This window comes from Chitinophaga niastensis (assembly GCF_003014755.1).
Taxonomy (GTDB): Bacteria; Bacteroidota; Bacteroidia; order Chitinophagales; family Chitinophagaceae; genus Chitinophaga; species Chitinophaga niastensis.
The window spans coordinates 492,094-517,951 of record NZ_PYAW01000001.1; the positions used below are offsets into that span (position 1 = coordinate 492,094).

The 25,858-nt window shown below is 43.3% G+C and carries 23 protein-coding genes; 14 read left to right on the forward strand and 9 right to left on the reverse strand.

Features of this window, described 5'->3' with window-relative positions; all coding sequences use genetic code 11:
* The first annotated feature begins 103 nt into the window (after nt 1-103).
* The 6 genes from mutY to CLV51_RS02095 all read left to right on the forward strand — a co-directional run bounded on the left by mutY (nt 104) and on the right by CLV51_RS02095 (nt 6,033).
* The gene (gene mutY, locus CLV51_RS02070) at nt 104-1,177 is read left to right on the forward strand and encodes an A/G-specific adenine glycosylase (RefSeq protein ID WP_106526350.1); all 1,074 of its coding nucleotides are present in this window, start codon (nt 104-106) and stop codon (nt 1,175-1,177) included.
* Nucleotides 1,178-1,375: 198 nt separating this feature from the next.
* A complete protein-coding gene (locus tag CLV51_RS02075) occupies nt 1,376-1,834 on the forward strand; it encodes a single-stranded DNA-binding protein (RefSeq protein ID WP_106526351.1) in 459 nt (152 codons plus the stop codon).
* Nucleotides 1,835-1,969: 135 nt separating this feature from the next.
* Entirely contained in the window at nt 1,970-3,313 is a 1,344-nt protein-coding gene (gene gldE, locus CLV51_RS02080) for a gliding motility-associated protein GldE (RefSeq protein ID WP_245898598.1), read from the forward strand.
* 27 nt (nt 3,314-3,340) lie between these two features.
* Nucleotides 3,341-3,940 carry a gliding motility lipoprotein GldD gene (gldD, locus tag CLV51_RS02085; RefSeq protein WP_170115316.1) on the forward strand — a complete coding sequence of 200 codons (600 nt, stop codon included), beginning with the start codon at nt 3,341-3,343 and terminating at the stop codon, nt 3,938-3,940.
* A gap of 20 nt (nt 3,941-3,960) precedes the next feature.
* Nucleotides 3,961-4,587, forward strand: a complete 627-nt coding sequence (locus CLV51_RS02090) for a DUF3109 family protein (RefSeq protein ID WP_245898599.1) — start codon at nt 3,961-3,963, stop codon at nt 4,585-4,587.
* Nucleotides 4,588-4,653: 66 nt separating this feature from the next.
* Nucleotides 4,654-6,033, forward strand: a complete 1,380-nt coding sequence (locus tag CLV51_RS02095) for a LutB/LldF family L-lactate oxidation iron-sulfur protein (protein ID WP_106526354.1) — start codon at nt 4,654-4,656, stop codon at nt 6,031-6,033.
* Here CLV51_RS02095 and CLV51_RS02100 read toward each other — a convergent pair.
* From CLV51_RS02100 to carB, 5 genes are all read right to left on the reverse strand, one after another.
* Nucleotides 6,030-7,202: an energy transducer TonB gene (locus CLV51_RS02100; RefSeq protein ID WP_106526355.1), complete on the reverse strand. Its 1,173-nt coding sequence runs from the start codon at nt 7,200-7,202 to the stop codon at nt 6,030-6,032. The two genes, CLV51_RS02095 and CLV51_RS02100, sit on opposite strands and share 4 nt — an antisense overlap.
* Nucleotides 7,195-7,773, reverse strand: a complete 579-nt coding sequence (locus CLV51_RS02105; RefSeq protein WP_106526356.1) for an RNA polymerase sigma factor — start codon at nt 7,771-7,773, stop codon at nt 7,195-7,197. Before CLV51_RS02105 ends, CLV51_RS02100 begins: the two co-directional genes overlap by 8 nt.
* Nucleotides 7,774-7,945: 172 nt before the next feature.
* Nucleotides 7,946-9,460, reverse strand: a complete 1,515-nt coding sequence (gene purH, locus CLV51_RS02110; protein ID WP_106526357.1) for a bifunctional phosphoribosylaminoimidazolecarboxamide formyltransferase/IMP cyclohydrolase — start codon at nt 9,458-9,460, stop codon at nt 7,946-7,948.
* A 12-nt stretch (nt 9,461-9,472) separates the two neighbouring features.
* Nucleotides 9,473-11,569 carry a ComEC/Rec2 family competence protein gene (locus tag CLV51_RS02115; RefSeq protein WP_106526358.1) on the reverse strand — a complete coding sequence of 699 codons (2,097 nt, stop codon included), beginning with the start codon at nt 11,567-11,569 and terminating at the stop codon, nt 9,473-9,475.
* Nucleotides 11,570-12,037: 468 nt separating this feature from the next.
* Nucleotides 12,038-14,854 (reverse strand): carbamoyl-phosphate synthase large subunit, encoded by a 2,817-nt coding sequence (gene carB / locus CLV51_RS02120; RefSeq protein ID WP_106526359.1) that lies wholly within the window; start codon nt 14,852-14,854, stop codon nt 12,038-12,040.
* Nucleotides 14,855-15,309: 455 nt separating this feature from the next.
* Here carB and CLV51_RS28855 point away from each other — a divergent pair, with 455 nt between their 5' ends.
* The 4 genes from CLV51_RS28855 (at nt 15,310) to CLV51_RS02140 (ending at nt 17,743) form a co-directional block, all read left to right on the forward strand.
* The gene (locus tag CLV51_RS28855) at nt 15,310-15,675 is read left to right on the forward strand and encodes a hypothetical protein (RefSeq protein WP_146151210.1); all 366 of its coding nucleotides are present in this window, start codon (nt 15,310-15,312) and stop codon (nt 15,673-15,675) included.
* Between the two features lie 192 nt (nt 15,676-15,867).
* Nucleotides 15,868-16,107: a hypothetical protein gene (locus CLV51_RS02130; RefSeq protein ID WP_106526361.1), complete on the forward strand. Its 240-nt coding sequence runs from the start codon at nt 15,868-15,870 to the stop codon at nt 16,105-16,107.
* Nucleotides 16,108-16,157: 50 nt separating this feature from the next.
* A complete protein-coding gene (locus tag CLV51_RS02135; RefSeq protein WP_106526362.1) occupies nt 16,158-17,084 on the forward strand; it encodes an MbnB/TglH/ChrH family RiPP precursor modification enzyme in 927 nt (308 codons plus the stop codon).
* 5 nt (nt 17,085-17,089) lie between these two features.
* Nucleotides 17,090-17,743, forward strand: coding sequence for a hypothetical protein (locus CLV51_RS02140; RefSeq protein ID WP_106526363.1), 654 nt, complete (start codon nt 17,090-17,092; stop codon nt 17,741-17,743).
* Between the two features lie 3 nt (nt 17,744-17,746).
* On the opposite strand, the gene CLV51_RS02145 is transcribed toward CLV51_RS02140, so the two are convergent.
* Nucleotides 17,747-18,898, reverse strand: a complete 1,152-nt coding sequence (locus CLV51_RS02145; protein ID WP_106526364.1) for an MFS transporter — start codon at nt 18,896-18,898, stop codon at nt 17,747-17,749.
* Between the two features lie 26 nt (nt 18,899-18,924).
* Nucleotides 18,925-19,671 carry a DeoR/GlpR family DNA-binding transcription regulator gene (locus CLV51_RS02150; protein ID WP_106526365.1) on the reverse strand — a complete coding sequence of 249 codons (747 nt, stop codon included), beginning with the start codon at nt 19,669-19,671 and terminating at the stop codon, nt 18,925-18,927.
* Between the two features lie 104 nt (nt 19,672-19,775).
* On the opposite strand from CLV51_RS02150, the gene CLV51_RS02155 reads away from it, so the two are divergent.
* Nucleotides 19,776-20,291, forward strand: a complete 516-nt coding sequence (locus tag CLV51_RS02155) for a 5' nucleotidase, NT5C type (protein ID WP_106526366.1) — start codon at nt 19,776-19,778, stop codon at nt 20,289-20,291.
* On the opposite strand, the gene CLV51_RS02160 is transcribed toward CLV51_RS02155, so the two are convergent.
* Complete coding sequence (locus CLV51_RS02160) at nt 20,288-20,842, reverse strand: hypothetical protein (protein ID WP_106526367.1); 555 nt, start codon at nt 20,840-20,842, stop codon at nt 20,288-20,290. The genes CLV51_RS02155 and CLV51_RS02160 overlap by 4 nt on opposite strands.
* Before the next feature lie 169 nt (nt 20,843-21,011).
* Nucleotides 21,012-21,626, reverse strand: a complete 615-nt coding sequence (locus CLV51_RS02165) for a helix-turn-helix domain-containing protein (protein WP_106526368.1) — start codon at nt 21,624-21,626, stop codon at nt 21,012-21,014.
* Nucleotides 21,627-22,125: 499 nt separating this feature from the next.
* On the opposite strand from CLV51_RS02165, the gene CLV51_RS02170 reads away from it, so the two are divergent.
* The 3 genes from CLV51_RS02170 to acs all read left to right on the forward strand — a co-directional run bounded on the left by CLV51_RS02170 (nt 22,126) and on the right by acs (nt 25,750).
* Complete coding sequence (locus tag CLV51_RS02170) at nt 22,126-22,404, forward strand: hypothetical protein (RefSeq protein WP_106526369.1); 279 nt, start codon at nt 22,126-22,128, stop codon at nt 22,402-22,404.
* 178 nt (nt 22,405-22,582) lie between these two features.
* Nucleotides 22,583-23,728 carry a tetratricopeptide repeat protein gene (locus CLV51_RS02175; protein ID WP_106526370.1) on the forward strand — a complete coding sequence of 382 codons (1,146 nt, stop codon included), beginning with the start codon at nt 22,583-22,585 and terminating at the stop codon, nt 23,726-23,728.
* A 108-nt stretch (nt 23,729-23,836) separates the two neighbouring features.
* Nucleotides 23,837-25,750, forward strand: a complete 1,914-nt coding sequence (acs, locus tag CLV51_RS02180; RefSeq protein ID WP_106526371.1) for an acetate--CoA ligase — start codon at nt 23,837-23,839, stop codon at nt 25,748-25,750.
* Nucleotides 25,751-25,858 lie beyond the last annotated feature (108 nt).

Sequence of the window (25,858 nt, forward strand, 5' to 3'; positions counted from 1 at the left end):
TTTATTTGCATGCCCGGAAATGGTTATCAGATATAACTTATAGGGTTTTGGACAGCATTTGCCATATCAATATACTAAATAATTTTATTAAAATAATATATAAATGATATCATCCCGACATTTTTTTACGGAAACATTACTGGAATGGAACCGGGAAACCAATACCCGCAACATGCCCTGGAAAGGTGAAAAAAATCCCTACCGGATATGGCTATCTGAAATTATTTTACAGCAAACCCGCGTGGAACAAGGCTGGCCGTACTATGAGCGATTCATTAAAAACTATCCGACGGTGAAAAAACTGGCCGCCGCACCAGAAGAAGAAGTGTTCCGCTTATGGCAGGGATTAGGCTATTATGCCCGTTGCAAAAATATGTTGGCCGCTGCCCGTGAAATTACCAATGCCTACAACGGAACCTTCCCAAACCAGTACGATCAGATAAAAGCACTGAAAGGAATCGGTCCGTACACCGCTGCAGCTATTGCCTCTTTTGCCTTCAATCTCCCCCACGCTGTGCTCGATGGCAATGTTTTCCGGGTCCTCTCCCGCTACTTTGGTATAGAAACCCCCATAGACACCACCGCAGGCAAAAAACAATTTGAAGAGCTCGCAGGAGCATTATTGCTGAAAGACCAAGCAGCAGCGTACAATCAAAGCATCATGGATTTTGGTGCGGTAGTATGCAAACCCCAGCAACCTGTTTGCAGCGATTGCCCCCTGAATAAAAAATGTGTAGCCTATCATCAGCAACTGGTGGCGCTTCTCCCGATAAAATCTAAAAAACTCCAGATCAAAAAAAGATACTTTAACTACCTGCTGGTAGAACATAAAGAAGACATCTACATCCGGAAAAGAACAGAAAACGATATCTGGCAAAATCTCCATGAATTTATTTTGATAGAAACGCCCGCCCCCGTTGATATCACTTTATTACAAACTACAGATGCGTTCAAAAATATTTTTCAAAAAACAGCTTTTAACATAGAACGGGTATCTGCGCAATTTAAACAACAGCTTACGCATCAAACCATTCACAGCCAGTTCATTACCATCTCCCTGCAAAAGCCGCTCACGCAAAAGGAATATATGCTGGTGCCCCGCAAAACACTTAATAACTACGCTTTCCCGAAAACTATCACCACTTTTCTGGAGAGTAACCACCTGCAATTATTCTAAAAGACACACATACGAATTAAAAAATATACATTAAACGTTAAGCCACTTAAAAATTAGTCCATCTTATCCAAATCCGGCTCAACCTGCTGCCAGCAAGAAATTTTTCCCTATCGATTGGAAAAAAATATTAACTTTAAGAAGGTTGTTTATTTATTAAAAGAAGAACTTTTTAACAATAGACTAAAAAAACCTACAACTATGAGAGGTGTTAATAAAGTAATCCTGATTGGCAATTTGGGCAGAGATCCGGATGTACAGTTTCTGGAAGGAAATATAGCGGTGGCTAAGTTTTCATTGGCTACAACTGAAACATTCAAGGACAGAGCCGGCAAACTCATTTCGCAAACAGAATGGCATACTGTAGTGCTGTGGCGGGGACTGGCAGAATTGGCGCAAAAGTACCTGCACAAAGGTAGCCTCGTTTACATTGAAGGTCGTTTACGCACCCGCAGCTGGGAAGACAAGGAAGGCAATAAAAAATTTGCCACCGAAGTTGTAGGAGACAACCTGGTAATGCTGGATAAACGCATGGACCTCAATAACCAAGATCACCCCATACCTCACCATAGCAGTAGCGGTGCAGGCGGTGCAGAAAGTTTCCCGAATATGGAAATACCCCCTTCACTGAATGAACCTGCAGACGATCTGCCTTTTTAGTTGTAAATAAAAATATTAAGTTTTCAATGTACGTAATCCCGTTAAGGGACATTACTTATATTTGCGTGCAGGGAAAGCAATTCCATTGAATTACTTTCCCATTATTTTTGATTCTTTACATCAAAGTTGAACATCTTGGTTATCCTTTCGGCAAGCAACATATCCTATTTCTTACAAGCCAGCACACCAATTGCCGCCCCTAATATGGTGGTGTTTCTGCTTGTTCTCTTTGTTTTGCTGCTGCTTACCTTCATCGTGTCCGGGGCAGAGGTTGCCTTCTTTTCCTTAAACTATAAGGACCTGAACGTACTCAAAACCCGCCAGAATGCATCCGGTAAGCTCATCACCAAATTGCTGGAAAAACCAAAATCACTGCTGGCTTCTCTGCAAATAGCAGGTATCCTGCTGATGATCGCGTTTATCATGATCACCAACTACCTCGTTACCCAGATGGAAGACCTGCAAACCCTGCCGGTAGTTTCCTTTGTGGTACGTATTGCCGTTATATGCCTGGTGCTGCTGTTTTTCGGACAAATACTTCCACGCGTATGGGCTGCACAAAACAATATTCGTTTTGCTACCTATTTTGCCTGGTTCGTAAGCCTTATCCACGCTACACTGGAGCCTGTCAGCGATTTTTTTGTAAGCCTCAGCGGCAGCATGGAAGCTAAATTGTTCCACCGTGGCAGCGGTCCGGTTAACTACCAAGAAATTGACGAAGCCATAGAAATGAGCGTAGACCCCACCGCTTCCCAGGAAGAAAAAAATATTCTCAAAGGCATTCTGAAGTTCGGTAACATCACCGTAAAACAAATCATGCGCGGCCGTTTGGATGTAAATGGCGTGGAATACAACAGCACATTTGATGATATCATCAAGCGGGTAGCCGATTTGCACTACTCCCGTTTGCCTGTATACAAAGATAACCTGGACAATATCGTTGGCGTAATTCATACCAAAGACCTGCTCCCCCACCTCGGTAAAGGAAATAGTTTCGACTGGCATGAAGTAATGCGGCAGCCTTTCTTTGTGCATGGTCACAAACTCATTGAAGACCTCCTCTCTGAATTCCAAAGCAGGCGCATGCATTTTGCTGTAGTAGTAGATGAATTTGGCGGTACCTCCGGCATTGTTACGCTGGAAGATATTATGGAAGAAGTAATCGGCGATATCAAAGATGAATTTGATGAAGAAGAATTCAACTACAACAAGGTAGACAACTTCACCTACGTATTTGAAGGAAAAACCATGCTGAACGACGTTTGCCGCATCATTAACATATCTCCCGACACCTTTGAACATGTAAAAGGCGAAAGCGACTCTCTTGGCGGCTTAATTCTGGAGCTGGCCGGAAAATTTCCGGAAGAAAACAGCGTTATCAATTACAGCAACTTCGATTTCACTGTACTGGAAGTAAATAAAATGCGCATCCAGAAAGTACAGATCACCATCAGGCCCGACGCTGCAGAGAAAGCCTAGGCCCGCCTATTAAATGTGAATAATAAAATGCCAAACATAAAAGGAAAGGCTATTGCCGTTTTTTCCCTGCTGATATTCATGCTCGCTGCCTGTGAAAATGTATCCACACCTAAGCCCAGAGGATATTTCCAGATAAAGCTTCCGGAAAGAAAATACCGCACGTTTGATAAGCCCGGCTACCCTTATACATTCGAATATCCAGAATATGCGAATATTATAAAGGATACTTCCTTTTTTGGAGAGATGCCGGAAAACCCTTACTGGATCAACGTTGACTTCCCCTCTCTCCATGGAAAAATTTATATGAGCTACAAAATTATCGGTCCTGGCAACAGCTTCCGTAAACTGGTGGATGATGCCTTCAAAATGACCTACAAACACACTTATAAAGCTGAATACATAGACGAAAATGTAATCCATACTGCCAACAAGGTCAGTGGTACTTTTTACGAAGTTGGCGGTAACGCCGCTTCTGCAAAGCAGTTTTTTGCTACAGATTCCGTGAACCACTTCCTCCGTGGCGCACTTTATTTCGATGTAACACCAAATGCCGATTCACTGGCACCTGTGTGCAAATTCCTGGAACAGGACATGTGGCATATGGTGGAAACCCTCCGCTGGAGATAACCACGTAATATTGTAACTTTGTGGTCTTATTAAAATTGTCTGCGGAGTGTTCATTCCAGGCAAAAGACTATTACCAGATGATCATCATTGACGACAAATACATTAGTGACGAAGTAATTGAAGAACAGTTTGTATGCAATCTGTCCGCCTGTAAAGGAGCATGTTGTGTAGCAGGTGATTGCGGCGCCCCGCTCGATAAAGCGGAAGTTAAAACCCTGAAAAAAATTTATCCCCTCATAAAATCTTACCTGCGGGAAGATGGTATCAAGGAAATAGAGCATACAGGCACCAACACTATTGACGACGAATATGGATATGTTACCCCTATCGTAAATAAGGGCATTTGTGCTTACGCTACTATCGATAACAACGGCATTGTAGGCTGCGGTATTGAAAAAGCTTATAATGATGGCGTAGTGGATTTCAAAAAGCCAGTCTCCTGCCACCTTTATCCCATCCGGATTAAAAAATATGAATCGTTCGAAGCAGTAAATTATGATCGTTGGGATCTTTGCAAAGCTGCCTGTAAAAACGGTAAAACACTACAAGTACCAGTATATCGTTTCCTGAAAGATGCTTTGATCAGAAAATACGGCACGGAATTTTATGAAGTGCTGGATAAAATCGCAAGAAAGGAACATAAATAACTTTCCAGGCGTTAATCAGGAAAGTGAAGTTAACTATCTTTAACCAGGCATTTTATTGCGCAGCTTATGCATCAAACAGCATCCACTTTTCTGGAAGAAAGTGAAAAGAAAGCATCTGATCTTGGTCACCGCCAGACTATCAATTTCAATATAGGAAAATATAATACAGCTGTAAAGGCCGGTAAACAACAGTTTTCCGACTTACCCAGTGCACGTGAAAGAGCCAAAAACATTAAGTGGAGAGCTATTGAGCACCTGGATAATCACCTGGAAGAATTTGAACAGAATTTTACCAGGCGCGGTGGTAAAGTCATTTGGGCAGAAACAACAGAACAGGTACAGCAGGAAATTCTGGCCATCTGTAAGGCCAAACAATGCAAAAGCATTGTAAAAAGTAAATCCATGGCTACTGAAGAAGTGCATCTGAATGCATTTCTGGGCAGCAACGGTATTGAATGTGTAGAAACTGATCTGGGAGAATATATTCAACAACTGGATGGCGAACCACCGTACCACATTGTTACACCGGCCATGCATAAAAGCAAGGAAGATGTAGCGCGTTTGTTTGCAGAAAAACTGGGAACTGATCCGGGTCTTACACCAGAACAACTTACGCTGGTGGCCCGTGAAAAGCTACGCCACAAATACCTGGAAGCAGAAATTGGCATTACGGGCGCCAACTTTATCATTGCCGACACCGGCTCTATTGCAGTCAGTGAAAATGAAGGCAATGCCCGTCTCACTACTGCATTTCCAAAAACACATATAGTACTGGTAGGTATTGAAAAAGTACTGCCTTCTGTTACTGATCTGGCGCTGTTTTGGCCGTTACTGGCCACTTATGGCACCGGTCAGCAGGTAACTGCCTATAACAGCATCTTCAGTGGCCCCCGCCAGGAAGGTGAAGTAGATGGTCCTGAGGAAATGTACGTGATCCTGATGGATAACGGTCGTACCAATATCCTGAAAGACACCACTGCCCGTGAGAGTTTATATTGCATCCGCTGCGGTTCCTGCCTCAACGCCTGCCCTGTATACAAAAATATTGGTGGTCACTCTTATGCTACCACCTACAGCGGCCCTATTGGCGCCGTTATTACACCACACCTGCAAGGGATGGATTCGTATATGCATCTCAGTTTTGCCTCCTCTCTCTGTGGCAATTGTACAGAAGTATGTCCGGTACGTATCAATCTGCATGAATTGCTGCTGCATAACAGGCAAAAAGCTGTAGAAGAAAACTTTACTTCCGGTGGCGAAAAATTTGCCTGGTTTGTGTGGAAACAAGGCTGTAACAGCCGTAAGATGATGAATATGGCCAGTGGCAAAATGAAGAATTTTCTACTCCGCAGATTTTTTGCAAAGGGCTGGGGAGACAAGCGCGAGTTACCCGTATTTGCGGCCAAATCCTTTAACCAGCAATGGAAAGAAAGGCATAAGTCCTAGTCTTTTTTTACTGTAAATCTTACTTTCAATTTTACTTTGGCGGGCTTTCCGTCTGAAGCAGGCCTCCATTCGGGGCCTTCTTTTATTACACGGATAGCTTCTGCATCGCACGCTTCATTCAGATGGCGGGTTACTTTAAAATCCTGCAATGAGCCATCCGGCATAACGGTGAAGGATACACGCACTGTGCCCGTAGATTGATTATCCGGATTGGTAGTATGAGTAGTGAGATAATTCTGAAAAGATGTAAAGCCAGTCGCCGGAGTTGGGGCGCTGTAAACGGCTTCTGCATCTGCGTTGCCGGAATCCACACCAGCTACCTTTCCTTTTACTACCACCATTTCATTGAGTGCATTAGAGTGCAGGCTATCCGCTTTTACAGCTGCCACACCCCGTATCCGCACATTTTTTTGCACACTGTAACCAGATACAACCACTTCGTTTAATCCGCTGGATTTAGATGAGTCGTCAGTTGATTTATCTGCAAGTATTGGTGGCGCTGCGGACTTTGCCTTCGTTGGCCCAGCAGCAGCAAGCGGGGATACCTTTGTTATATGCAAACCAGCAGAAGCATCATTCATTGGTGCTGACAGCTCTTTTTCTTTCTTCAATGCAGTTTCAGTGGATGGAGTGGGCGCAGTAGCATCAGCCGACTTCAGCATACGACGGGGTTCTTTTGCAGCCTCCCGCGATATTGCCGGCACAGTGGCTACTGGCGGAGCTACTTTCTTTGAAAGATTATCTGCAGCTGCCAGTGCAGGAGCTGCTTCTTTTACCACCGGAACAGCAGAATCTGTTACAGGAGCAGGCTGCAACGGTGTTATCCCGGCAATGGGCAAAGTACGTTTTTGCTCATTCCACAGGAACCAGCCACCAGAAAATAGCAGCAACAAAATAGCGGCAGCAGCAGCCCAACGATAATACATGGTCCGCACTTTTCCTTGTTGCGGAGCCACGCGGGCAGCCAAACGGAAAGTCAGATCGGCCTGTTGCGTCTGCTGTTCCGGCCGGTGCTGAGCATAACCATCCAGCGCATCAGCCAGGAACGGATCGTCCAGGGCCTGGCGTTCCAGGTCATGCATGGCTTTATCGTCCAGCTCACCAGCCAGATATTGGCGTATGAGCCCGGCGAGTTCCGTTGGTTTTATATGTGGTCGCTTGTCAGACATGTTGTTGCTCCATACATATTTTCAGGTTTCGCTTTCCGTTCTGGATATAGCTTTTTACCTTATTCATTTCATATCCGGTAATAACGCATACCTCTCGATAGCTTTTCTCTTGCAGATAAAACAGGTTTACACTGCGTTTTTGTTCTTCCGGTAAGGTTTCCAGGCACTTTTCCATGCTCTGGAGATTATCTTCCAGCGTTACCCCGTTTTCATGATGCCCTGTTTCTTCATTTTCCACAAAGGGATGGTCATCAATAGATACCTGTCTGGATTCTTTGTTTTTCATGGCCCGCAGCTTCATTAAACAATGATTACGCGAAAGCACGTGCAGCCAGCTCTTGAAATTCTGCACCTCATGGAGTTTCAGTTTGCCGATCAGTTCCTCAAAGATCTGCATTACGGCATCTTTGCTGGCTTCTTCGTCAAAATATTTCAGGCACACCCCATATACCAGGTTCATGTAACGCTGGTATAGGGCCGCCAGATAATCCAGTTTGCCGGTAGCTTTATACTCCCGGATCAAATAGGCATCATCTGCATCCTGCATGATATTTTGTTGGATAAAAGACATCTGAAACAGCTATTAGCTTTTAGCTATTAGCATTTAGAACTATAATGATTTATAAACGGACAATACTATCATTTTTTTTCGAATATTATTACACTCAAAAAGAAAGCACCGGAATTATCCGGTGCTTTCTTTTTATATGAAGTACTAAAAGCTAATCGCTTACTGCTAAAAGCTAGTGTCTGAAATGTCTCATGCCAGTCATTACCATCACCATGTCATGCTGTTTGCAGAATTCTACGGAGTCATTATCTCTCATAGAGCCACCAGGTTGAATAATCGCTTTAATACCCTGTTCATGCGCAATACGTACACAATCATCAAACGGGAAGAAAGCATCAGAAGCCATTACTGCACCTTTCAGCTCAAAATTAAACTGACCTGCTTTTTCAATAGCGTGGCGCAGGGCATCAATACGGGAAGTCTGACCACAACCTTTACCTACCAGTTGTTTATCTTTCACCAGGGCAATAGCATTTGATTTCAGGTGTTTGCATACAATGTTGGCAAACTCCAGATCAGCCCTCTCTTCAGCAGTAGCAGCATGTGCACCTACATCGTTCCACTCTTTGTAGTTACCGTTATCATTATCCTGCAGCAATACACCATTCAATACATTTTTGAACATGTATTTGCTCTTCACCGGTTGCTTTTGTTCCAGTAAAATGCGGTTCTTTTTTGCTTGTAACACGGTAAGCGCATCTGCATCAAATCCAGGCGCAATCAGTATTTCAAAGAATATTTCACTGATGGATTCAGCGGTTGCTTTATCAATTACCTTGTTGGTAACTAATACGCCGCCAAAAGCACTTTCCTTATCACCGGCCAAAGCTGCATCCCAGGCCTCTTTCAGGGTAGCACGGGAAGCAATACCGCATACATTGGTATGTTTGATCACCGCAAAGGTAGTGGCTTCAAATTCCTGGATCAGCTGACAGGCAGCATCCACATCTACCAGGTTATTGAAGGATAATTCCTTACCATGTAATTTATTGAAGACCTCATTCAGATTACCATAGAAAACACCACGCTGATGCGGGTTTTCGCCATAACGGTTTACCTGTCCTTCCGGAATAGAGAGCTGGAAGTTTGCACCGGGCTCGTTATTCAGGAAATACTGAGAGATGGCTACATCGTAATGTGCACATACTTCAAATGCTTTAGCAGCAAAGCTTCTGCGATCCTGTAAGGTAGTAGCACCATTATTTTCTGTTAATACCTTTTCCAGATCAGCATACTGATCTTTAGAAGCAACAATCACTACATCTTTGAAGTTCTTGCCGGCAGCACGTATCAGGGAAACGCCACCTATATCTATTTTTTCTATGATCGTTTGTTCCACGCTGGTGCTCTTCACCGTTTCCTCAAACGGATACAGGTCTACGATCACCAGGTCTATTTCCGGGATCTGGTATTCCTTCAGCTGTTCCAGGTCCTGCGGATTATCACGACGGGCCAGGATACCACCAAATACTTTTGGATGCAGGGTTTTAACACGTCCGCCTAAGATAGAAGGGTAAGCGGTCAGGTCTTCTACTGCCACACATTTAACACCCAGCTCCTCAATAAATTTTTGTGTACCGCCGGTAGAATAGATGGTAACACCCTGTTCACCTAATTTTTTAACAATGTTCTCCAGGTTATCTTTATAGAAAACGGAGATCAAAGCTGATTTAATTTGCTTTTGCATGAATGGAAAACATTAGAAATTAATAACATAGGCTCCCTGATCCGGAACCGAAAAGAAGCGCAAAGTTAACACGTAACAATCACTTTTCCATTGCTGAATCCTGCGGGAAGAGTTAGATGCCGCAAAAATAAAGGTGTTGCAGTCGAAAAAAGCCTTCAGTTGTCTGATATCCACGTGTGGATTATGTGTTAATAAAATATAATCCGTATAGAATTTTTTCCCGGGAACAACTTTTGGCAAAGCACTGTCTATAATAACGAGTTGTTTTCCATGGAAACGGATATACTTACCATACTGCTGAAACGTGACTGGTATTGCCGGATGCACCCGCATACTTGTTCTTGCAGCCAGCAGTTGCTGTCCTGCCGGATGTTGCCACAAACTATCATCGCCGGCAAATTGCACCTGGCTCCCCTCTACAAAGTCAATAGCCGTATAGGCGGGCACGTTATATACGATCATGCTGCTTTGTGTGTAGCATGTTATTACCCAAAGAGCGTGTGTTATAGCGCAGCACCATACACTAACAAAAGCCAGCCATAAACCTGGCCGCCACTTTAGCATCAGCCACAAGGCCATACCGGCAATAAGCAGATACAAAAAAACAGTTTGATAAATATTGCAATGAATATCTTTTATAAGCGCATAAGGCAGCTCCCCCAACCACTTTACACTTGTATTCATCCATAGTATGAGGTACTTAAGCCCCCAGCCTGCCCATTTTGCCGGCAGCGGAAAGGATGCGATAAACAGCAGTATTACTTCTCCATAGATCACCACTGTTGATAACGGAACGGCAAGCAGGTTTGCCACCAGGAAATAATTGGGGAACTGGTGAAAATAAAACAAACTTACTGGTGTGGTAATCAGTTGTGCTGCCAGTGACAACGCCGCCATTTGCCATAGCATATCACCCCATTTGCTTTTTATTTGCCATAGCCGGTAGATCTGTTGATAAAACAGCAGGATGCTGAGCACAGCCAGGTATGATAGCTGAAAACCTGCATCTATAGCGAAATACGGATTATAACAAAGCAACAGAAAAGCAGATGCCGCCAGTGTATTGTAAATGCTGCTGTATCGCCCCAATACAAAACGGCCAATGGTAATACCGCTAAACATCACTGCAGAACGCAGTACAGACGCTGATGCACCGGTTAACAATGCAAATCCCCAGAGCACAATGAGTATAACGACAGCCTTCAATACATCTGTCCATTTACGCCGGGGCAACCATTGCAGCATCCATAGCAGTGTACCGTACAACAATGCGAGATGCATCCCTGAAATAGCAATCACGTGAACAATACCCGTGTTACTATAGCTTTGTACAACATCTTTATCCAGATCTTGCCGGTAGCCTATCAGCAAAGCTTCTGCCATACCGGCTTCGGGGCCATCACCAATATATTTTTTCAGGTTGCTCAGGCAGTAATCCCTCGCCTGTAGCAGAAAGCGGGTTAGCACACTACCGCTGTTTCCCGGGAGTTTATGAAAATCCGTCACCCGCAGGTACAACTGATGATAGATTTGTTGTGTAGCACAGTACTGCCGGTAATCAAATGAACCAGGGTTGCCGCTGTTTTTGATCAATTCAGGCCTTTTTGAGACTATTATCTCATCTCCATACGCTAAACAGGGTAGTGTAGAATCCTTCGTAAAATAGACCAGTAAATGGCCTTTAGCGGGCATCCACTTACTATGGTCATTGATGGCTGTTACGGAGACCGTTGTTTTAAAAGAGCGTGCTTTTTCCTGCAATGGCTCTTCTATACGCAATAACAGCGTGGAAGAGTCCTTAGTCATACTATCAAAGAACCCTGACTGGTGGCGGATATCCGCCTGGTACAACAATAAACAACCGCAACAACTTACGAGTATAAACAACAATACGCCAGGCAGGCCGGCAGCTGCAAACCGCAGCTGAACAGGCAATAGCCGGAACAATAACAATCCGCTTATGCTAACCGCTATTATTGGCAACAGGATAAAAAGTGAGCAGGAAATATACAGCTGCAAGGTAATGCCAGCTAAAAGCGGCACTATTAGCCGTAAAAAGGGCGCACGCTTCCAGTACATGGCCGCAAACAATGTAGATTCAAATTGCATATCGGGTTAACTTTTATCTCACTGCTAAACTAGTGGCGAAAAACAGGATAAATGTTTAGCAAATGTTAATAGCAGCCCCATTTTAAGCATATAATATGTATGTATGATAACATGAAAACTTTCGCAATATGAAGTTCATTTTAAAAAGAGTACCTATTATTAATCTTTCATTAATAAACTGATAATCAATTATTATTATATTATGTATTTCCTCATCTGTTATTGATTAGTTAACATCCCTTTTAAATATGATATTATTTGTAAACTGCATTACCGGTCACGCTATTTGTATCGTATCAAGATGCAATAGTCGTGTCTTTAATGGTTATTTTGAGGGAAAAGAAGGAGCCTGATTTTTATCAGGCTCTGTTATTTTCAGCAGGTACCAACTACCTGTTTTCATTAACACAAAAAACCCTCCCAACATAAGCTGGAAGGGTTTCTTCTCAATAGTTATCTTACAAAATATTACTTGCTCAGATACATGCTCTTCTCTTTGTACAACTGTCTGAAGTAAGGATCGCGCAAATCTTTGATAAAGCGGATCGCTTCTCCTGTTGATTTCATTTCAGGTCCGAGCTCTTTGTTTACGCCCGGAAATTTATTGAAAGAGAATACTGGTTCCTTGATAGCAAAGCCAGTGAGCTTCTTTTCAATAGTGAAGTCTTTCAGCATATTAGCACCTATCATTACTTTGGTAGCAATGTTCAGGTAAGGTACCTGGTAAGCTTTGGCGATAAACGGTGTAGTACGGGAAGCACGCGGATTAGCTTCAATCACACATACCAGTCCGTCTTTGATGGCAAATTGTATGTTGATCAAACCGCGGATATTCAGTGCACGTGCAATCTTCTCTGCATAGAACTCCATGGTGGTAACTTCTATCGGCGTAAGGTTGAAGGCAGGCAGCAACGCATGGCTATCACCACTGTGGATACCGGCTGGTTCAATGTGTTCCATCACACCCATTACATGGAAGTCTGTACCATCAAAAATACCATCTATCTCCGCTTCCTGACAACGATCCAGGAAGTGATCAATCAATATTTTATTACCTGGTAAATGTCTCAGCAAACTCAGTACGGATTCTTCCAGTTCTTCTTCGTTGATCACAATTCTCATACGCTGACCGCCTAATACGTAGGAAGGGCGTACCAGTACCGGGTAACCCACTTCTTTTGCTACATCAATAGCATCATCTGTGTTGTACGCAGTACCATATTTAGGGTAAGGAATACCCAGTTCTTTTAACATGTCGGAGAAACGACCGCGGTCTTCTGCAATATCCATGTTATCGAAGGAGGTACCTATTATCTTCACTCCTTTTTCTTCCAGGCGCTTAGCCAGTTTCAATGCTGTTTGTCCACCCAGCTGAACAATCACCCCTTCAGGTTTTTCCAGCTCAATGATTTCCCAGAGATTTTCCCAGAACACAGGCTCAAAGTAGAGCTTATCTGCCATGTCAAAGTCTGTGGAAACTGTTTCAGGGTTACAGTTCACCATGATAGCTTCATAACCGCAATCCTGAATGGCTTGCAATCCATGTGTACAGCAGTAGTCAAACTCAATACCCTGGCCAATTCTGTTAGGACCGGAACCCAGTACGATAATCTTTTTCTTATCAGTACGCTTGCTTTCGTTTTCGGTATCAAACGTAGAGTAGAAGTAAGGCGTTTTTGCTTCAAATTCAGCACTGCAGGTATCTACCATTTTGAAGGTACGCCTGATGTTGAGTTCTTTACGTTTTGCATATACTTCGTCTTCTTCACAGTCGCCAAACAGGATCGACAGCTGTGCATCGGAGAAGCCCATTTTCTTTGCATCTTTCAGCATTTCAAAGGGAACGCTCTGTAGATCATGCTCCAGCAGTTGTTTCTCCAGATTTACGATATCCTGTATCTGGTGCAGGAACCAGCGGTCGATGAATGTAAGCTGATGAATATGTTTTACAGATACACCCGCCATCAAAGCATCTTTGATACGGAAGATACGATCCCAGGTAGGACGTTTTAATTTCTCTATCAGCTGTTCGCTTTTCAGGAGTGATTTACCGTAGTAGCCAAGACCGAGTGCATCGTTCTCCAGGCTCTGACAGGCTTTTTGCAGTGCTTCCGGGAAAGTACGGCCAATTGCCATTACTTCACCAACGGATTTCATTTGCAATCCTAAAGTATCATCAGCACCTTTAAATTTATCAAAGTTCCAGCGTGGCATTTTTACAATCACGTAATCCAAAGCTGGTTCAAAGAAAGCAGAGGTGGTTTTGGTGATCTGATTTTCCAGTTCATCCAAAGTATAGCCTATCGCCAGTTTAGCCGCAATCTTAGCGATTGGGTAACCCGTAGCTTTAGACGCCAGTGCAGAAGAGCGGCTTACGCGCGGATTGATTTCAATGGCAATCAGCTCTTCGTTTTCAGGGTTCAGGGAAAACTGTACGTTACAACCACCGGCAAAATTGCCGAGGTCACGCATCATCATCATTGCCTTGTTACGCATGTCCTGGAAAGCTGTATCGCTCAGGGTCATGGCAGGTGCTACGGTGATGGAATCGCCTGTGTGGATACCCATAGGATCCAGGTTCTCTACGGTACAAATGATAACAACGTTATCATTTTTGTCGCGCAACAGTTCCAGCTCATATTCTTTCCATCCGATTACGGCTTTTTCCACCAGTACTTCATGAATAGGAGAAGCTTTCAAACCACGGTCCAGGGCTTCATCCAGGTCTTCTTTTGCGTGTACGAAACCGCCTCCTGTACCACCCAGGGTAAAGGAAGGACGGATTACCAGTGGAAAGCCTATTTCCTGTGCAAACTCTTTACCTTCCAGGAAGGAGTTAGCAGTTCTTGCAGGCGCAACAGCTATTCCCAGCTGAATCATCCACTGACGGAACTGTTCACGGTCTTCTGCTTTATCGATGGCTTTGATGTCCACACCAATCAGGCGGCAATTGAATTTTTCCCATATTCCCAGCTCGTCCACTTCTTTACAAAGGTTCAGTGCAGTTTGGCCGCCCATAGTGGGTAATACGGCATCTATCTGGTTTTCTTCCAGGATCTGCTCAATGCTTTCCACGGTCAGTGGTAGCAAATAAACCTTATCAGCCATCATTGGATCCGTCATGATGGTGGCCGGGTTGGAATTAATCAATATCACTTTAATTCCTTCTTCCCGCAGCGAACGTGCTGCCTGGGAACCGGAATAGTCAAATTCGCAAGCCTGACCAATAATAATGGGTCCAGAACCGATAATGAGTACAGATTTGATAGATGAGTCTTTTGGCATTTGTGTAATCTATTGAAAATGAAAAACCAAATTGATTTTTCCGCCGTTTGAAGGAACAAAAAAATCGTGCAAAGTTACGGGATTTGAAAATTATAAAGCGAAAAAAGTTTCGTTTGCCGGTAAGATTTTTTTGAAAGATGTTGAATAGCGCTAGTTTTACATATAATAATTATATCATTTAGGAAGGTTATTTACTAAGTTTTATGGAAGAAGAGCTACATCCCTGGGAGGTTATTTTAGGGAAATACGGGCATAAGGCAAATTACATTGAAGGAGACAAAGATCAGCCTAATTATAGCTTTACATTTGATTTAAATTATCAGCAAAAAGATAGTCGTCTTCGTTTTTCATGGAATAATACAAGGAATGATTACATCGAGCAATACAAATTTCGGTGGGACACAGGAGATCCCCGATTGGTAGGACACATATACTGCGGGAAAACTGTGTTGCTTATGGAACTTCCTCAACAACACAACAAGCTAAAAATATATAATGCCGGCTACGTCTATAATCTTCTCAGTTTATTAAACCGGCATAAAGTACAAACAGGCTACGCCAATTTTGATAAAACATTTATCACTATTGTCAAACCCACATCCGTAATTGCAGACATTACTCCTCAACTGGAATACTTACTGGATCCGGATTTCGGCAGATCATTAACGTTGGAAACAGATTATGAAGATGCTATCACATTAAAATTCTATCTACAGTTAAAATTGAACACATTGCTGGAGGATGAAAAACAAATTGAAAAATTATTGAAGCATACAGCAGTACTGGTAGACAGGTTAAGCATGTTCCCTCCAGGCAGCTAGCAGGCGCTAGCGCTGTTTTCCAGTATAATTACTCATCCTCATCTCGCCATATTATCCTAACTTTATTGTCCGCAATTAAATATTTGCGTGCGCACCCCCAAAAGACTGGCACTAAATACTACAACAGCCCTGCGTACAGGGAGTAATTCCAATCTGTTTTCTACACTTTTTACACCCCCAAAACTTAATGTCATGCGTACAGCTGAAGTTCACTATGGAGACAATGGTCATGTTGATCTTGCCGTGCCTAAAGGCACCAAAATGGAAGACATTACCAAATTACAGACAATGGTAATAAAACAAATTAATCCCCGTGGTTGCCAGGCATGCTTATCTGGCGTACATTTCAACATTCGCGAACAGCTGGAAAAGGTAATTAAAGTAGACCTCGACAAAATGGCTGTCATCAAGGATGCAGTTGCTCAGCATTAATCTTTTACACCGTCCCGGTATAGCCGGGACGGTTGCTAAACCTTCTCGCCATGTCACAATTATTATCTCCGGCCAGGATAGGTCATCTCTACAATAAAACTATTCCACAGCTGGGTGTGGGCCTCTTGTACAACCCTTCGCTGGAACTCTACCTGGATGCATGTCCTGATAGCTGCGATTATGTGGAAATTATTCCGGACATGTTTTGGACAGACCACGGAAACAGCCACCAACCAAGATTTGAAGAGATCGAATCCTGGATGAAAGTGCTGGATAAAATAGCTTCAAGGTACCCGTTAACATCTCATAATATCTCCTACTCACTGGGAAGTGCAGGCATCTTCGACAAAAACTATCTGCAAAAAATGAAAGAATGGCATGAACGTTATTCCTTCAAATGGCATAGCGACCATCTCTCCTTTGTAAAGGTGCATAACGACCGGCAGGAGGAGCACAATGCAGGACTGGCGGTACCAGTACCCTACGATTATGAAGTACTGGATATGATAGGTGGACGCATCAATGCTATCAAACGTATCATCAACACGCCTTTCCTTGTAGAGAACAATGTATACTTCATTGATTTACCGGATCAGGAACTTACCGAAACAACATTCCTGAATGAACTATCGCAGGATACGTCCTGCGGCCTGCTGCTGGATATACACAACGTATATACAAATGCCGTGAACCATCATTTTGATGCAAAAGATTTCATTGCGCAACTGGCGCTGGATAAAGTAATAGAAATACATATTGCAGGCGGTAATGACCTGGGTGGTATGTATACCGATTCTCATGCAGGCCCTTGTCCACCGGCAGTTTGGGAATTGCTCGATTATACGTTACCGTTAGTTCCTAATCTGTGCGGTATCACTTTCGAATTTCATGAATCTTATTTTCACCTGCTGCAGTTTGACGGAATTACGCAGGAATTAAACAGGGCTAAAGCGGCCTGGAACTTACATCATAGCTGAAACATATGTCACTGTTATCATTTCAGAAAGCATTAACAGACCTGATTGCCTCACCACAATTATGTTTACAGGTGCGTGCACATCCGGCCGAAACCCTCTCCAGGTACGACCTCACCCCGCGCGAAGTAACACGATTAAAAACAGTGGTGCATCAACAGGGGATGTCGGTTAGCTGTACGTTGTATCGTGTAAACAGGATCACGCCTATTTATACCATGCTGCCTTATACCTGCTTATTATTAGGCCCCGCGTTGATTCCGCTGGCCGAAGAGTTCTGGGAGATATGCAATAAATCTGATTTACAGTTTAAGCGGGAGATAACTTTATTTGGCGATTTTTTATTACAGCAGATAACAACAGGTTCCCTGCAAAACCCTTACCTGGGTGAGATTGTAGCTATGGAGCTGGCGATTAATGAATTAAAATTTTTGCCGAGAACAGCATTACTAAATGCCCCTGTTAATGAAGAAGGTTTACATCCACTCATCCGTCTTGTACCTTTTGATCATGAGCCGGAACCCTTGCTTATTGAACTTTCCAGGATGCAAATACCTCCATTTACAGCAGGTACAGGTGAATATTTTCTGGTGATAGATCACCGGGAAGAAGAGCTGTCATTCAGCACACTGCCCCGTAAAACCGGAGCAGTGGCCTTATAAACGTTATAATTTTATTCTGGAAGACATCACTGCAATAGCTGCTCCCATAACTGCGATCATCGAAAACGACACCCCCAGACTGGTAGCCTGCGCTACAAATCCGATTAAGGGCGGACCAAACAGAAAGCCCAGATAACCTATCGTAGACACCGTTGCCAGCGCCATACCAGGAGATAATACAGTTGATCTTCCCGCAGCGCTGTATACCAATGGTACTACTGCCGAAACCCCTGCTCCCACCAGCATAAAGCCAAACATGGCCGTCAGGAAGTAAGGGAAAATAACTGCTACCATCAAACCCGTAGCCGTTAGTATTCCACTCAGCAGCAACATCTTTTTAACGCCAAACCTGGTCGTCAGCCTGTCTGCCACAAAACGGCCGGAAGCCATGGTGCTCATAAAGGCAGCGTAACCTGCGCCGGATAAGCCATCACGAACATGCAGCGCTCTTCTGAAATACACCCCACTCCAATCAAACATAGTCCCCTCGCATATCATAGAGCACAGCGCAATAATACCCAGTGTGAGCAAAAACATATCTGGCTTTCCAAACAGTGGCTGGTTACCGTTTTCATTGGATACATGCGGTACAATGCGGTTCATGGTAAGCAGGATAATGGTCCACGCAATAGCCGTGATCAACAGGAAATGATAAACAGGTGCCAGGTGTAATCCGACCATGGCCGTACCTATAGCCGCACCGGTAAATCCGGCCACACTCCACAATCCGTGAAAAGAGGCCATAACAGATCTGCCATACATCGCTTCCACGGCTACTGCCTGTGTGTTTACCGCAATGTTAGCCAGGTTACCACAGAAACCAAAAAACACGAGGAATATACTCAGCTCCCAGGATGTTTGGGCAAGGCCCAGCACTGGTAATACAGCCCCATAGGCCACTGCTGCAATGATGAGCACCTGCCTGCTACCAAATTTGGATACCAGCACACCCGCCAGCGGCAAGGATATAATAGAGCCTACCGGCAATGCCAGCAATACGCCGCCTAAACCGGCATCATTTAAACCCAGTGTTTGTTGTATGTCTGGTATGCGGGAAGCCCAGCTGGCAAAGCACAAACCAGTAAGAAAGAATAATGCGCTCACAGCGATGCGCGTATGTCTTTTATTCATTACCATCGTTAGATCCTGTAACATCTCCTATCAGATAAAAGTTAAGCGGATTAGATCACCTGTATACCCAGGTTTAGATACGGTTTCAGCGAAGGCAGGTCAGGATTATCTGTAATAATTGTATCCAAACCTGTGATATCGCATACTTTAAAAGGCTCGGCTGTGCCCATTTTGTCGCTGGTAGCCAGGGCAATAGTTTTGTTGGCAGATTCCACCATCGCACTCTTCACATCTGCTTCTCCCAGATCCAGTCCTGTTACGCCCGCATCCGGATGCAGGCTGCAGATGCCAAGGAAACAAATATCTGCGCGCAGTTTCTGCAACATGCGGATAGTATCCATTCCTCCCGCTGTCTGGGAATCCTTACCTATCAACCCCCCTGTAAATATTATTGCTATTGATGGATGTTCAATCAACTGTGCCACTATGGGAACGCTGTTGGTAATAACTGTGATATGCAGATTCGCGGGAAATAATTTGGCCAGTGTTAAGGTAGAAGTACCACCATCCAGGATAATAGTTTGCCCGTTATGCAGGTAAGACAATGCCTTATGGGCGATATGCTTTTTATCGTCTTCGTGGTATTGAATACGCTCTTTAAAAGAGTAGGGATTGGGAGAGTGCGGAATCGCTCCTCCTCTTACTTTGATGAGCTGTCCGTTCAGGGCCAGGGATTCCAGGTCCCGGCGCACGGTATCTTCAGATACCTGCAAATCGCTGCTAAGCTCTGTTTGCAGTACTTTATGATCTGTTTGCAGCTTTTTCAGAATGTAATCCAGCCTTTCCTCTTTCAACATGTTCATGCCATTTTATGCAATATTATGAAACTTCTTGCAATAATTTGCTAAAAACAGCATAACTTCGCAAAAAACAGCAAATTATAGCAAGAATAGCAATCGACATGGACAATGTTATGGCAGATCTTACGCAGCATTCCCTGGATACCTACGCAAAAGAATATGGGATACAGCTTGATCCTGCTACATTAGACGGCATTCCGGAAGGCAGTGGATTTCCGGAAGGCGTTGTGCTGAAATTTTTAAACACACCAGGATTTTTCAGGAATGCACCTGTAATGGCTGGTAGTCAGGAAGTAATTAAAGCACTATCAGAAAAACATGAAATATTTATAGTTTCTGCTGCGATGGAATTTCCGCTGTCACTGGCGGAAAAACTGGCCTGGTTGAATGAGCATTTCTCTTTTATCAGCTGGCGCAATATTGTTTTCTGTGGTTCTAAAACAATTGTGGAAGCAGATTACATGATAGATGACCACGATAAAAATCTTCGTTATTTTAAAGGAGCGCCGTTATTGTTTACTGCACCACACAACGTAACACTTACAGATTACAAACGGGTGAATAACTGGGAAGAGGTGGCCACATTTTTTGCATTGAGCAATGTGGAAGCGGTTTAAGGCTGGCCTGTTTGTTTGGATTCCAAAGCATTTAACTTTTTTTCCAGTGAACTCACTTTACGAAGGTATTGCTGCGCTTCCATACATTTATCCAGGTAGGCTTCCAGCCAGTTCACCCCTTTCTGTGCCTGTGCCGGATCGGAAAAATAAGCAGGGGTTAATCCTAATACTTCATAGAGTTGGTCCAGCTGCTGTGTACTAAAATGTGTACAATCGCACCAGTCGTTCATTTCAGATACCTGTAAATGTAACTGACTTGCCAGCTGACCAACCTTTATTTTGCGTTGTACAAGATATAACAGCAACAGTTCACCCTGGTGTAAAGGGCTATCATCCAGCGAATCCCATTGATAAAAGGCTGCTTTTGTGATGGGGACGGCCTCCAGCAAGACTTCCAGCTTCTCTCTTTTAATAACTGGCTGAGAAAAATAGCGGTACAATCCCTGTGGGGTGAGGCCTACCTTTTTAGCATAATGAAGAATGACAACATCTTTTTGTCTTAATATTCGCCTTAACCTGGCGCCAGCATGGATATAATATAGAACTGACATTAATATACACCTGTTTTAAATGAAGAGATGGGGTCTCAATTTGTGTATACAAATGTAATAATTTTTAGTTCCTGCAAAAATTATTAATTATCAAAATTGCAGCTGGTCTATTAGTATTTAAAACTAGTCGGGCACAAACTATCAACAAATATCATTATAATAAAAATAATTAATCGTTCTTTTCAGGGCTTTGTTTCCGACAGGCAGCTAATTCTTTTTTTACATGGATCACATCATCTTTCAGGGCAGCATGGCTTTTTAGCAACAGGTTATGTTCTTCCAGCAGTTTATAATATTTCTCTCTCAATATCATCATTTCTTCACTATCAGTACTTCTGGATTCCTGTAGGGCACCGGGATTCAGGAATGCTTCCGCACTCATATCCAATCCTTTTACTACCCGGTCCAGTTCATCGGGCGAGAAGTTCTCCTTCTCAAAAAGGTTATACATCGTGCGGCGGCTCATATTTAAACGGCCTGCCAGCTTACTTTTGTTCAACCCTTTTTCCGCAATAACGTTCTGGAGGCGACTTCCATGGTGAATATTTTTGCCGTTGGTCAACTGCATCGCACCATTCCATCTTACAAATTCATCCACCGTAATTCCAATAAGTGTGCAGAAACGGTCCATGGTGGCGCGTTTCATATCGCCTTTCCGCAAGTGATAGTGCGCAATTTGATTGGTAAACCCCGCCATTTTTGCGAAATCTACTATTTTAATTTTTTTCTGTTTGAGTATCTGCTTTAACCGCTGACCCATGTGTATCAGGCTCGACTGCATCATTTACGTTTTAGATTATAATGCTACAAACAGGACTACACCTGCCTTATTGCCGTATAATTTAACAATTTATATTTCATTTTGTAAATAAAAATATCAAACTGCTGAAAAAAAGACAAGTATGCAACCCAAGTGATTAGTTATGCCGGGGTACTAACAGTAACGCATACACGTCAAATTACAATGAGATGGTATTTATCAATTTGATAAGTAAAAAAACAAAATGATAATGATAGAAAAACTATTATCAATTAATGTGTAAATACTACACACGAGATACGGAATAAATATTTGCAAACACTTCTTTTAATTTCCACAGAACCCTTTACTGCATTGAGTTATATCAGGTATTATTTTTTTCCTGGAAAGTAAAATTTTATAATTATAAATTGCATGATTATAAATATATTTGCTTACACCTAAAATGAAAATATAAGCATGTTCAAAATCGTCACTATTTCATTTGTTAACCATATCCAATAATCAAGTAAACTCACACACTATGAGCAAAGAACCAATTAATGTGTTGCTTGACATTCACACAAAACTTTCCAGTTTTCCTGTCCTGTTCAGGGAGAAAGTATGTGAAGAATGTAATTGGAGCACACCAACCTTTTATCGCAAAATGCGGGGAAAGGATAAACCAAATCCTAAAGAGAAAGGAAAAATTACTCCGGCACTCAGCAATGCAGAAAAGCAGAAAATCATTGAAATTATGGAAGAAGTGTATGCTTCCGGTGGTGAATACATGGAAAAATATCGGAAAGTATCAGCAAAATAATATACGCTATATTCATCCGCTTGTCTGTAAAAGCATCTTCCGATAAAAATACCCGGAGCCCGTAAAGCCTCGCTTTCCTACCCCCGGAATACGAGGCTTTACTATTTTTAAAAAGCGATCAACTAATTTTTTCTTTTTAAAACTAAAACCTTAGTTTTAAAGTAAATAAAGTACCTATATGCATCGCCCTTTAGTCCTATTTGCCAGCCTGATCCTCCTGATCAGCAGCATTCAACCCACACAGGCCCAACAAACGATAGACAGGACCCTTTTAATGGAATACCTGCAAAACCAGCAATATGAAAACGCTATCAGCTACCTGCAACCCAAAGTACAGGCCGATGACAGCAAACAATTATCCCTTCTGGGCTATACGTTTTACCTGGCAGGTAAAATAAAGGAGGCCGCCGCCAACTATGAAAAAGTATTGCAACTGGATAGTAACAACATAGTAGCCCATCAATACCTGGCTACCATCTGCATGCAACAGGAAAATCCTTTGCCGGCCATCGCACATTATTTACGTATTACCCAGCTGCAACCCGGCAATGCCAATGGCTTTAAACAACTAAGCTTTGCCTGCTTTGCAGCACAACAACCTGATACGGCTTTTATATGGTTACAAAAAGCTTATATCCTCAACCCCACAGACCCTAAAGTGGTGGCACGTTTGGGAGAAGAATGGGTAGACAGGAAAAATTATCTCCGGGCAGATGCTATACTCAGTACTTTCCTGCGTAATGATTCATTGCAGCCGACAGTAATCATGACAGCAGTCAGGGCCTCCTTCTTTCTTAAAGATTATGTGCGCTGCACCACTCTGGGCGAGCAGTTGATGCGCATGAACATCGCCTCACCCAATACCTTCAGCTATGTTACAGCTGCTTATTTTAATCTGAAACATTACCAGCAATGTATTGACCTGTACACCTACCTGGTGGCACATAAAGCAGAATCAGAAACCATTATGTACTATGCTGCCATGGCTTACACGGAGCTGAAAAAATATACATTGAGTAATGACCTGTTGCTCGTTTGTATTAATCTGGCCAAATCTAAAAACCTCGACAGTTATTACAGCGGCATGGCTGTCAACTATGAAGGACTTCATCAATTTAAGCCTGCTGTTGCCAGCCTGGATACGGCATACTATCTTTTCCACCAACCCCTGCGCCAATACAGCATTGGTCGCATCTATGAGGTGCATCTCAAAAATAAACCCACCGCTACCCGTTATTATAAACGTTACCTGCAACAAGGCAATCCTGCTAACCCGGAAGAAGCTAAAATTTACAGGTATCTGCGATCCAACATTGAAAAATAATCTGGTTTTAACATGATTTTTTAGAATTCTTCTACTAAACCATCTGGTTTTTCTTAAATTTAATGCCCGTTAGGAAGTGTACTTAAACCAATAAACAATTACGGTGCTATGTCGTACCCATATCAGATCAAGAGTATCGAAGATTATCAACAGGCTTATCAACAAAGCATTGTAGACCCGGAAGCCTTCTGGGCCAATGTAGCAGACCATTTTTACTGGCGTCGTAAATGGGACAAAGTGCTGGACTGGAACTTTAAGGATCCGGAAATCAAGTGGTTTACCGGCGGTAAACTAAATATTACAGAGAACTGCCTGGATCGTCATCTGGGTACTTTAGGCAATACACCCGCTATTATCTGGGAACCCAATGATCCTGAAGAGCGCCATCGTATCATCACTTACCGCGACCTATACAATAAAGTTTGTCAGTTTGCCAATGTGCTGAAAAACAACGGGGTAAAAAAAGGTGACCGTATATGTATTTATATGGGAATGATTCCCGAGCTGGCTATTGCTGTACTGGCCTGTGCACGCATAGGTGCTATCCATTCCGTAGTATTTGGCGGATTCAGTGCGCAATCTATCGCCGATAGAATACAGGATGCACAATGCAACCTGGTTATCACCTGCGACGGTGCATACCGCGGCGCCAAGGACATTCCGCTGAAATCAGTGATAGACGATGCGTTGATGACATGTCCGTCTGTAAAAAAAGTAATCGTTTGTACCCGCACCCGCACGCCGGTAAGTATGCTGAAAGGCAGAGACCTGTGGTGGGAAGATGAAATTAAACAGGTAGAAACTATGGGCAACCCTCCCTGTGCGGCGGAAGAAATGGATGCAGAAGATACCCTGTTCATCCTTTACACCTCCGGTTCTACAGGAAAGCCTAAGGGAGTGGTCCACACTTGCGCAGGCTACATGGTATATGCCAATTATACTTTTGTAAATACCTTCCAATATCAACCTGGTGAAGTTTACTTCTGTACTGCAGATGTGGGCTGGATCACCGGTCACAGCTATATTGTATACGGTCCGTTGAGCGCTGGCGCCACCACCCTCATGTTCGAAGGGGTGCCTACCTATCCGGATGCGGGCAGGTTGTGGGAAATCACGGATAAATTCCGTGTAAACACATTATATACTGCACCAACAGCCATCCGTAGTTTGATGAGCTATGGCCTGGGACCCGTTAACCACAAGGATCTCAGCTCACTGAAAAAACTCGGTAGCGTAGGTGAACCTATCAACGAAGAAGCATGGCATTGGTTTAAAGATAATATCGGTAAAGGCAGATGCCCTATTGTAGATACCTGGTGGCAAACTGAAACCGGTGGTATTATGATCACGCCCATTGCCGGCATTACCAAAGAAAAGCCTGGATATGCCACCCTTCCACTTCCCGGTGTACAACCCATCCTGGTGGATGAAAACGGAAAAGAGATCATTGGCAATGGCGTAAATGGTAACCTCTGTATCAAATTCCCATGGCCTGGTATGCTCCGCACCACCTACGGCGATCATGAACGCTTCCGCAAAACATATTTCTCTACCTACGAAAATCTCTACTTTACCGGAGATGGTTGTATGAGAGATGAAGATGGCTATTACCGCATTACCGGTCGTGTAGATGATGTACTCAATGTAAGCGGCCACCGTATTGGTACTGCCGAAGTAGAAAATGCTATCAACATGCATGCTGGCGTTGTAGAAAGTGCGGTGGTTGGATATCCTCATGATATCAAAGGACAAGGCATCTACGCTTATGTGATTATGGAGAGACTAACACATGATGCGGAACTGACTAAAAAAGATATTGCCCAAACAGTAGCCCGTGTCATTGGGCCTATTGCCAAACCAGACAAGATCCAGATAGTAAGCGGCCTCCCTAAAACCCGTTCAGGTAAAATCATGCGTCGTATCCTGCGTAAGATTGCAGAAAACGACCTGGATAATTTAGGCGATACTTCTACCCTGCTGGACCCTGCTGTAGTAGATGATATCAAAAAAGGAAAACTGTAAAATATTTAGATTTTCACGCAAAGCAGCAAAGTCCGCAAAGGAAATATTTAAAAAATTCCTTGCAGACTTTGCTACTTTGTGCCTTTGCTCCTTTGCGTGAAATAAAAA